The organism is Streptomyces sp. SID14436, assembly GCF_010548465.1.
In the GTDB taxonomy this organism is placed as follows: Bacteria; Actinomycetota; Actinomycetes; order Streptomycetales; family Streptomycetaceae; genus Streptomyces.
Genome location: NZ_JAAGMD010000675.1, coordinates 41,214 through 50,494, shown reverse-complemented (window position 1 = coordinate 50,494; position 9,281 = coordinate 41,214). Strand labels below are relative to the sequence as shown.

The 9,281-nt window shown below is 73.0% G+C and carries 8 protein-coding genes; 3 read left to right on the top strand and 5 right to left on the bottom strand.

Annotated elements, in window-relative coordinates; all coding sequences use genetic code 11:
• The 3 genes from G3I53_RS24445 to dacB all read right to left on the bottom strand — a co-directional run.
• Positions 1–382: ATP-binding protein (locus G3I53_RS24445; RefSeq protein WP_275406522.1), on the bottom strand; the 382-nt coding region annotated here is incomplete at its 3' end.
• A gap of 184 nt (positions 383–566) precedes the next feature.
• Positions 567–1,700: a zinc-dependent metalloprotease gene (locus G3I53_RS24440; RefSeq protein ID WP_164334115.1), complete on the bottom strand. Its 1,134-nt coding sequence runs from the start codon at positions 1,698–1,700 to the stop codon at positions 567–569.
• A gap of 89 nt (positions 1,701–1,789) precedes the next feature.
• Positions 1,790–3,337, bottom strand: coding sequence for a D-alanyl-D-alanine carboxypeptidase/D-alanyl-D-alanine-endopeptidase (dacB, locus tag G3I53_RS24435; RefSeq protein ID WP_164438767.1), 1,548 nt, complete (start codon positions 3,335–3,337; stop codon positions 1,790–1,792).
• A 157-nt stretch (positions 3,338–3,494) separates the two neighbouring features.
• On the opposite strand from dacB, the gene G3I53_RS24430 reads away from it, so the two are divergent.
• Together G3I53_RS24430 and G3I53_RS24425 are read left to right on the top strand one after the other, a co-directional pair.
• A complete protein-coding gene (locus tag G3I53_RS24430) occupies positions 3,495–3,986 on the top strand; it encodes an inorganic diphosphatase (RefSeq protein ID WP_030422725.1) in 492 nt (163 codons plus the stop codon).
• A 125-nt stretch (positions 3,987–4,111) separates the two neighbouring features.
• On the top strand, positions 4,112–5,818 hold the full coding sequence (locus G3I53_RS24425; RefSeq protein WP_164338650.1) for a threonine/serine exporter family protein: 1,707 nt from the start codon (positions 4,112–4,114) through the stop codon (positions 5,816–5,818).
• Between the two features lie 24 nt (positions 5,819–5,842).
• Here the strand turns inward: G3I53_RS24425 and G3I53_RS24420 are convergent, their stop codons facing one another.
• On the bottom strand, positions 5,843–6,838 hold the full coding sequence (locus G3I53_RS24420) for a VTT domain-containing protein (RefSeq protein WP_164338651.1): 996 nt from the start codon (positions 6,836–6,838) through the stop codon (positions 5,843–5,845).
• A gap of 157 nt (positions 6,839–6,995) precedes the next feature.
• Complete coding sequence (locus tag G3I53_RS24415; RefSeq protein WP_164338652.1) at positions 6,996–7,757, bottom strand: MerR family transcriptional regulator; 762 nt, start codon at positions 7,755–7,757, stop codon at positions 6,996–6,998.
• Positions 7,758–7,888: 131 nt separating this feature from the next.
• Between G3I53_RS24415 and G3I53_RS24410 the strand changes: the two genes are divergently transcribed.
• Positions 7,889–9,175: an ion channel protein gene (locus G3I53_RS24410; protein WP_164338653.1), complete on the top strand. Its 1,287-nt coding sequence runs from the start codon at positions 7,889–7,891 to the stop codon at positions 9,173–9,175.
• Positions 9,176–9,281 lie beyond the last annotated feature (106 nt).

Sequence of the window (9,281 nt, the reverse complement as noted above, 5' to 3'; positions counted from 1 at the left end):
CGAGGGCGGCGTAGCGCGCGTCGCGGGCAGCCGCCTCGGGCCCGCCGTCGCGGCCGACCCGCACGGCGGCCGACTCGGCCGGGTCGAGGCCGAGTTCGCGCATCCGGAGCACGACCTCGGCGGCCCGTCGGTCGGAGCCCGGCTGGAGTCCGTGGTCGATGGTGATCCCGCCCGCGCGGACGCCGAGGCGGGGGGCTTCGAAGGTGAGGGCGGAGGCGAGCGCCATGGAGTCGGCGCCGCCGGAGCAGGCCACGAGGACGAGCGGGGAGGAGGAACGCTCGTGCCCGGACCGGCCGGGGGTGCGGCCGTGTTCGGCCAGGACGTCGTTCAGGACGCGGCGGACCGCCAGGCGTATCGCCGCGACCGCAGGATGGGGACCCATGTCCGGTTCCCTTCAGGAAGGTTCGGGGGGTGAACCCGAGATCGGTCACTCAGAGTGTGTAGATGGTGACAGAACCGGGGCGTTCCCCGAGCATTGCACGCCTACCCATGACACACGGTCCCTCGGACGGGTGATTGGACCGGCGTCCCTCTGCCGTCACCCCGGCGTCACCAGCGAACGGAACTCACGCCTCCGGCTTGCGGTGCACCCGCGCGATCCAGTCCGCCGGGGCGGCGATCTCCGCTTTGGTGGGCAGGGTGTTGGGCGACGTCCACACGTGGTTGAAACCGTCCATGCCGACCTCCTCGACGACGGCGCGCACGAACCGCTCCCCGTCGCGGTACTGGCGCAGCTTGGCGTCCAGGCCGAGCAGCTTGCGCAGGGCCAGGTCCAGCCGCGAGGCGCCCTTGGCGCGGCGCTGCTGGAACTTCTCCCGGATCTCCGCGACGCTCGGCACCACCTCGGGCCCCACGCCGTCCATCACGAAGTCGGCGTGGCCCTCCAGCAGGGACATCACCGCGGTGAGGCGGCCGAGGATCTCGCGCTGGGCCGGGGTCTGCACGATCTCCACCAGGGAGCGCCCGCCGTCGTCCTCCTCGCCCTCCGGACGGCCGCCGACGAGGGTCTGCGCCGCCTCGCGGAGACGTTCCAGCACGGTCATGGGGTCGACGTCGGTTTCCCCGAGGAACGACTGGATCTCGCCCTCGAGGTGGTCGCGCAGCCAGGGCACGGCGGTGAACTGGGTGCGGTGGGTCTCCTCGTGCAGGCACACCCAGAGGCGGAAGTCGTGCGGGTCGACGTCGAGTTCGCGTTCGACGTGGACGACGTTGGGGGCGACGAGCAGCAGCCGGCCGCCGCCGTTCTCGCCCGCGGGGAGGTCGCGGGAGGCGGGGGCGAAGGTCTCGTACTGGCCGAGGACGCGGGAGGCGAGGAAGGACAGCAGGACGCCCAGTTCGACGCCGGTGACCTTGCCGCCGACGGCGCCGAGCACCGCGTTGCCCGGGTTGCTGCCGCGCCGCTCCTGCATCTTGTCCAGGAGGGGTTTGAGCAGTTCACGGAAGCCGGCGACGTTGGCCCGGACCCAGCCGGGGCGGTCGACGACGAGGACAGGGGTGTCGTGGGTCTCCTCGGTGCCGAGCCGGGTGAAGCCCCGGACGTGTTCCTCCGAGGACTTCGCGTGCCGGCGCAGCTCCGCGACAACGGCCCGGGCCTCGTCGCGGGTCACGTCGGGGCCCGGCCGCATGAGCCGGGTCGCGGTCGCGACCGCGAGATTCCAGTCGACCATCCCGGAAGAGGCAGCACCACCGATGCTCGTCATGGGTCAACGGTACGTGAGGGGCACGGCCGACGGCAGGGCGGCGAGTCGGCGGAACGGCCGTACCCGCGCGGGTGCCGGGCGCCCGGCGGTCACCGGCAGCCGCAGGAGGCGAGCGCCGTGGCCGCCTTGTCGAGGACGGTCTCGGCGGCGCTCTGGCCGGTGGTGCCGCTCGCCAGGAAGGCGAAGGCCAGCAGCCGTCCGTCCCGGTCGACGACAGTGCCCGCCAGGGCGTTGACGCCGGTGAGGGTGCCCGTCTTGGCCCGGACGACGCCGGCCGCGCCGTCGGCGTAGCGGCCGGTGAGGGTGCCGGTGAAACCGGCCACCGGCAGCCCGGTGAGGGCGGGGCGCAGCTCGGGGTGGGCGGGTTCGCCGGCCTTCACCAGCAGGGCGGTGAGCAGGTCGGCGGAGAGCCGGTCGCGGCGGTCGAGACCGCTGCCGTCCTTGAAGACGGCGCCTTTCACGGGCAGCCCCAGCTTCTTGAGCTGTGCGGTGACGGCCGCACCGGCTCCGTCGAAGTCGGCGGGCCGGCCGGTGGCGAGCGCGGTGTGGCGGGCGAGGGCCTCGGCGATGTCGTTGTCGCTGTTGGTCAGCATGCGCTCGGCGAGGACGGACAGCGGGGGCGAGGAGACGGTGGCGAGGGTGCTGGCGCGGGTCGTCGACTTCGACGGGCCGGGCGGTGACGCCTTGATGCCGTGGTCGGCGAGGAAGCCGCCGAACTTCCGGGCGGCGTCCGGGGCCGGGTCGGGGATGCGGCGGACCGGGCCGCTGCTGGAGTCGTCGGTGCGGGCCTCGTCGGCCATCAGGGGGCCGACCTCGGCGAGGTTGCCGTTGACCCCGATCGGGTGGATCTCAGGCCCGCTGTACAGGGTGGTGTCGTAGGAGAGGGTCACCTCGCGCACACCGCGCCGGGCCAGGGCAGCGGCGGTGCGGGCGGCGAGGTCGCGCAGGCTGGCCGAGCCCCGGGCGTCCTTGCGGGCGGTGAGGGTGGGGTCGCCGCCGCCGACCAGGACGACCTCTTTCGTGTCGGGTTCGTAGGCGGCGCGGGTGGTGAGGCGGTGGTCGGCGCCGAGCGCGGACAGCGCGGCCACCGCCGTGGCGATCTTGGTGGTGGAGGCGGGCGTCAGGGCGTCGCCGGAGCCGCTGCCGTACAGGCGCTTGCCGGTGGCCACGTCGACGACGGCGGCCGAGGTCCGGCCCAGGACCGGGTCCTTGAGGAGCGGGCCGAGGACGGTGGTGAGCGCCTTGCCGGTGGGTGCCGGGCGGCCGGTGGTGGCGGTGCCGCCGAGCCCGGCGAGCACGGAGGCGGCACCGGGCCGCGCGTCGGGCCCGCGGGGCGGGGTGCCGGCGTTGCCGCGCGGAGCTCCGTGATCTGTGCCACGCGCGGCTTGCAGGGCCACGGCGCGGTCCCGCTCCGCCGTACGCTGGCCGGTGGAGTCCCAGGGGCCCGCGGCGGTCACCACCCCGGCGGCCAGCGCCAGACCGGCGGTGGCGGCGGTGGCGGTGAACTGCCAGGTCCTCGGCCGTGTGACCCGCGCGACCTGCGGCGATCCCGGCCGGTTCGAGCGCGTCAGGCGCGGTGTGGCGGCGGCGACGACGCGCGTGAGACGCGGTCGTACGGCGGCCGCCGCCCGTGTCATCCGCGGTCGTACGGCACCCGCGATCCGCACGACGTGCGGTCTCGCGGCCCGCCAAGGCCTCAGCTCTGGCACGACCACCAGCCCCTTTCGCGATCACACATCTGCGTGAGGGACACTTAACCACCAGAACTATGTGTTGATCATGGAGGAGCCACCGGTGGAGTTCGACGTCACGATCGAGATCCCGAAGGGTTCGCGGAACAAGTACGAGGTGGATCACGAGACGGGTCGGATCCGCCTGGACCGTCGACTCTTCACCTCGACCGCCTACCCGACCGACTACGGCTTCGTCGAGAACACCCTCGGCGAGGACGGCGACCCGCTGGACGCGCTGGTCATCCTGGACGAGCCGACGTTCCCGGGCTGTCTGATCCGCTGCCGTGCGATCGGCATGTTCCGGATGACGGACGAGGCCGGTGGCGACGACAAGCTGCTGTGCGTGCCGTCGACGGACCCGCGCGTGGAGCACCTGCGCGACATCCACCACGTGTCGGAGTTCGACCGCCTGGAGATCCAGCACTTCTTCGAGGTCTACAAGGACCTGGAGCCGGGCAAGTCGGTCGAGGGGGCCAACTGGGTGGGCCGCACGGACGCCGAGGCCGAGATCGAGCGGTCCTACAAGCGCTTCGAGGAGCAGGGCGGCCACTGAGCTCCCGCCTTTCGTCGTCCGACGGGCCGTACGCCCTTGCGTGCGGCCCGTTGGTGTGTCCGTGCGCATACTGAGGACCTACGGGGCAGGCTTACGGACGGTGTCGTACAGGGAGCGCTGCACACGTGAGGGACGCGGAGGACCGCAAGCCGCAGTCGGACGAGGCGAGGAGTGGTTTCCTCCCCCCTTCGGGGCGGGGGGTGCCGGCCGAGCCGGAGTCGTCGACGACCAGCGAGTTCGCCGTTCCCGAGGGGCTGGCCGTGCCGAAGGCGGGCCGGACGGGGACGGAGTCGGAGGCCACGTCCGAGTTCGCCCTGCCGACGGGCCTGGACGTGACGCCGCAGCCGCCGGCCGACACGGAGGGGTCGGCGTTCAATCCGCCGAGCACCTACCGCGCCCGGCAGGCGCCGCCGGTCTTCACCCCGCCCAGCGGGGTCCCCGTCGTCAGCCTCAAGGACGTGCCCTGGCAGGACCGGATGCGCACGATGCTGCGCATGCCGGTGACCGAGCGCCCGGCACCCGAGCCCCTGCAGCGGCCGGACGACGAGAGCGGCCCGGCCGTGCCGCGCGTGCTCGACCTGACGCTGCGTATCGGGGAGCTGCTGCTCGCGGGCGGTGAGGGGGCCGAGGACGTGGAGGCGGCGATGTTCGCCGTGTGCCGCTCCTACGGCCTGGACCGCTGCGAGCCGAACGTCACGTTCACCCTGCTGTCGATCTCCCACCAGCCGTCCCTCGTGGACGACCCCGTGACCGCCTCCCGCACGGTGCGCCGCCGGGGCACCGACTACACCCGGCTGGCGGCCGTCTACCAGCTGGTGGACGACCTCAGCGACGACGAGACGCACGTGTCCCTGGAGGAGGCCTACCGGCGGCTGGCGGAGATCCGCCGCAACCGGCACCCCTACCCCGGCTGGGCCCTGACCGCGGCGAGCGGGCTGCTCGCCGGATCCGCGTCGGTGCTCGTCGGCGGTGGCTTCCTGGTGTTCGTCGCCGCCGCGATCGGCGCCATGCTCGGCGACCGGCTGGCCTGGCTGTGCGCCGGGCGCGGGCTGCCGGAGTTCTACCAGTTCACCGTGGCCGCGATGCCCCCGGCGGCGATCGGGGTCGCGCTCACCCTCGCCCACGTGAACGTGAAGGCGTCCGCGGTGATCACCGGTGGGCTGTTCGCGCTGCTGCCCGGGCGGGCCCTGGTGGCCGGCGTGCAGGACGGCCTGACGGGCTTCTACATCACCGCCTCCGCCCGGCTGCTGGAGGTCCTGTACTTCTTCGTCGGCATCGTCGCCGGCGTGCTGGTGGTGCTGTACTTCGGCGTGCAGCTGGGCGCCGGGCTGAACCCGGACGCGAAGCTCGGCCTGGAGGAGCGGCCGCTGATCCAGATCGCCGCGTCGATGATGCTGTCCCTGGCCTTCGCCGTGCTGCTCCAGCAGGAACGCGCGACGGTGCTGGCGGTGACCCTCAACGGCGGGGTGGCCTGGGTGGTGTACGGCGCGATGCACCACACGGGCGGCATCTCGCCGGTGGCGTCCACGGCCGTGGCGGCCGGGGTGGTGGGCCTGTTCGGGCAGCTGCTGTCCCGCTACCGGTTCGCGTCGGCACTGCCCTACACGACGGCGGCGATCGGCCCGCTGCTGCCCGGTTCCGCGACCTACTTCGGTCTGCTGGCCATCGCGCAGAACGAGGTCGACACCGGGCTGGCGTCCCTCACGAAGGCCGTGGCGCTCGCCATGGCCATCGCGATCGGGGTGAACCTCGGTGCGGAGATCTCGCGGCTCTTCCTGCGGATCGGCTCCGCGGAGAAGCGCAGGGCGGCGAAGCGGACGCGGGGCTTCTGATCCTGCCCCGCGTCCGGCCGGGGCTCAGTAGCCCTGGTTGTACGGCTGCTGGGGGCGCTGTCCGTGCCCCTGGCCGGGTGCCTGGCCCGGGTGGTTCTGCGGCGGGTACTGCCCGTTGCCGTACGGCTGCGGGGCCTGCTGCGGCGACGCGCCCTGGTGGCCCTGGGGCGGCTGGTTGCCGTAGGGCCCGCCTCCGTAGGGAGCGTTGCCGTGGGGAGCGCTGCCGTGGGCCGGGCCGCCGTAGGGACCGGGCGCGGCCTGCTGGGTGCGGGGGGCGTGCGGGGCCGTCTGCTGGGGGCCGCGGTCGTCGGGGGCGATGCGGCGCAGCTGGGTCGTGGCGTCGTCCATGGGCGGCACCTGGGGGTGCTGTGCGGCGGCCGGATCCTCCTCGGCCGCGGCGCGCTTCTTCTTGGCCCGCTCGCGCAGGTACTCGACGATGATCGGGACCACGGAGAGGAAGACGATCAGGACGAGGATCGGCTCCACGTTCTCCTTGATCACGTCGATCTGGCCGAGCCAGTAGCCCGCCATGGTGACGCCGCAGCCCCACAGGATGCCGCCGACGATGTTGTACGTCACGAAGGTGCGGTACTTCATCCGGCCGGCGCCGGCCACGATCGGGGCGAAGGTCCGCACGATCGGCACGAAGCGGGCCAGGACGATCGCCTTGGGGCCGTACTTCTCCATGAACTCGTGGGCCTTCTCCAGGTTCTCCTGTTTGAAGAGCTTGGAGTTGGGGCGGTTGAACAGCTTCGGCCCGAAGAACTTGCCGATCATGTAGCCGACCTGGTCACCGATGACCGCGGCCAGCACGATCAGCGTGCACACCAGCCACAGCGGCTGACTGATGTAGGTGCCCTCGGCTACGAAGAGGCCCGCCGTGAACAGCAGGGAGTCACCGGGCAGGAAGGCGAAGAGACCGGACTCGGCGAAGACGATCAGCAGGATGCCGGGCAGGCTGAACGTACTGATCAAGTAGTCCGGGCTCAGCCACTCGGGGCCGAGCGCAAGGGTCGTCACGGGGCTGGGGCTCCTGGCTTCTGAGGTGAGGGGGCCGGGCGGCGCGCCCAAAGTACCAACGTTGTCTCAACGCGGCGGCCCTGCCCCGGGTTCCTTGCGGACCCCCGGGGCTTTCGCCGGCCCCCTCAGGGCGCCGCGCCGGCCCCGGACCCGGTGCTCAGGGGGTGTGCCGGAGGGCGTTGGCGAGGATCGCGTCCCGCTCGTAGGCGGCGAGCCCGGGCCGGGCCCGGTCGATGGACCGCGTGAACCGCTCGTCCGAGACGTACATCTCGCCGATGCACGTGTGCATCTCGTGGTCGCAGTCGTAGTGGTTGCGCGACATCCACCGGCGGTGGTCCTCGGCGATGTCCATCGCCGCCTCGGAGTCGGCCGGTTCACCGGCCTCCATGAGGGCCACGAAGCGCCGGGTGAGCTCGTCGCCCTCGCGCTGGATGCGCAGCCAGTCCTCCTTGGTGTAGGAGGCGGCCCGTTCCTTGGACTGGCGGTAGGCGTCGGTGCCGCCCCAGCGATCCCGCACCTCCTCCTCGTACTGCTCGGGGTCGTGGTCCCCGAAGACCTCGAACTTCTCCTCGGGCGTGAGGTTGATGCCCATGCGGTGTGCCTCCATGGCGTGCTCCACGGCCGCCGCCATCTTCTGCAGCTTCTCGATCCGGCCGGACAGCAGCTCGTGCTGGCGGCGCAGGTGCGCGCGCGGGTCCGCGTCCGGGTCGTCGAGCAGGGTGGCGACCTCGTCGAGCGGGAAGCCGAGCTCCCGGTAGAACAGGATCTGCTGCAGCCGGTCGAGGTCGGCGTCGCTGTAGCGCCGGTGACCCGCGTGACTGCGCCCGCTCGGGGCGAGCAGGCCGATCTCGTCGTAGTGGTGCAGCGTGCGCACGGTGACCCCGGCGAATCCGGCGACCTGTCCCACGGAGTAGCTCACTTCCGCTCCCTTCTCGGTACGCGCTCCAGACTGGTTCCTCACGTCGGGTGAGGTGCAAGCCGGTGCGTCCGCCCCGTGCAAGACGCCCGTTTCGTCACGTTTTGCGGCTTTCACCCGTCTATCGTGTCGGCGTGGCCCAGGACAGCGCCCCCGAGGCACCCTCCACCGCTCCGGCGACGCCGGCCCGTGCCCTGCTGCCCTCCATCCTCCCGGCGCTGCTCGTGGGCGTGACGGCGAGCCTGCTGCTGGTGGGGGTGGACGCCGGGGCCGGGGAGCTCCAGGACGTGCTGTGGCGGACGGTGCCCGACGCGCTCGGGGTCGGCCGGTACTCCGTGCTGTGGATGTCCGTGATGCTCGTCGCCACCGGCATCGCCGTGGGGCTGGTGGTGTGGAAGGTCCCCGGGCACGCGGGTCCCGATCCCGCCACCACCGGACTCGACGCCCCCGTGCTGCCGCCGGCCGCCCTGCCGGGGCTGCTGCTGGCGACCGCCCTGATGCTGGCGGGCGGGCCGAGCCTGGGCCCCGAGAACCCGATCATCGCCGTGAACGTCTCCCTGGCCGTCTGGGCCGGGCTGCGGGCCTTCCCGCAGGCCCCGGAACGCAGCTGGGCGGCCCTCGCGGAGGCGGCGACGATCGGCGCGCTGTTCGGGACGCCGGTGGCCGCCGCGCTGATCATCTCCGAGGCGCTGGCCGGGCAGCCCATGAAGGGGAAGCTCTGGGACGGCGTCTTCGCCCCGCTGACCGCGGCGGCCGCGGGCGCGCTCACCGTCACCCTGGTGTCCCGGCCCAACTTCGACCTGCACCTGCCCTCCTTCGGTCATCCCGGCTGGACCGATCTGCTCGCCGCGCTCACCGTCGCCTCCGTCGGCGCGCTGCTCGGCATGGCCGCGGTGCGCGCCTTCCCCTACGTCCACCGGGGCTTCGCGAGGCTGCGGCACCCGATGCTGATGCTGCCGACGGGCGGGGTCGTGCTGGCCGCCCTGGCGGCCGTGGGCGGCCATCTGACGCTGTTCAAGGGTCTGGACGAGATCGCGGAGCTGGCGGGCGACCCCGACGGCTGGACGGCGGGCGAGTTCGCCGTCATGACGGTGGTGAAGCTGGCGGCCCTGCTCGTCGCCGCGTCCTGCGGCTTCCGGGGTGGGCGGATCTTTCCGGCGGTGTTCGTCGGGACCTCGCTCGGACTGTGCGCGCACGCCCTGGTGCCAGGGGTCCACCCGGCGGTCGGGGTGTCCGCGGCGGTGCTGGGGGTGCTGCTGGCCATCACCCGGCAGGGCTGGGTGAGCCTGTTCGTCGCCGCCGTCCTGGTCTCCTCGCCGGGGATCATCGCGCTGCTCTGCTTCGCCTCGCTGCCCGCCTGGCTGCTGGTGACGGGCCGTCCGCAGATGCAGCTGCGGCCGGACGGGACGGCCGTGCGGTGACCCCCGGCCCCACCCGCCCCCTCCCGGCCGCCGTCCGGCACCGGCCGGCCCCGCGGCCCCTTCCCCCGCCCCTGCACCGTCCCCGTCTCCCGTTGACCCCACGACC

What these genes read in the sequence shown, in the direction of transcription:
- G3I53_RS24440 (WP_164334115.1), bottom strand. Translation starts at nt 1,700, where the DNA reads ATGACGAGCATCGGTGGTGCTGCCTCTTCCGGGATGGTCGACTGGAAT.
- dacB (WP_164438767.1), bottom strand. Translation starts at nt 3,337, where the DNA reads ATGACACGGGCGGCGGCCGCCGTACGACCGCGTCTCACGCGCGTCGTC.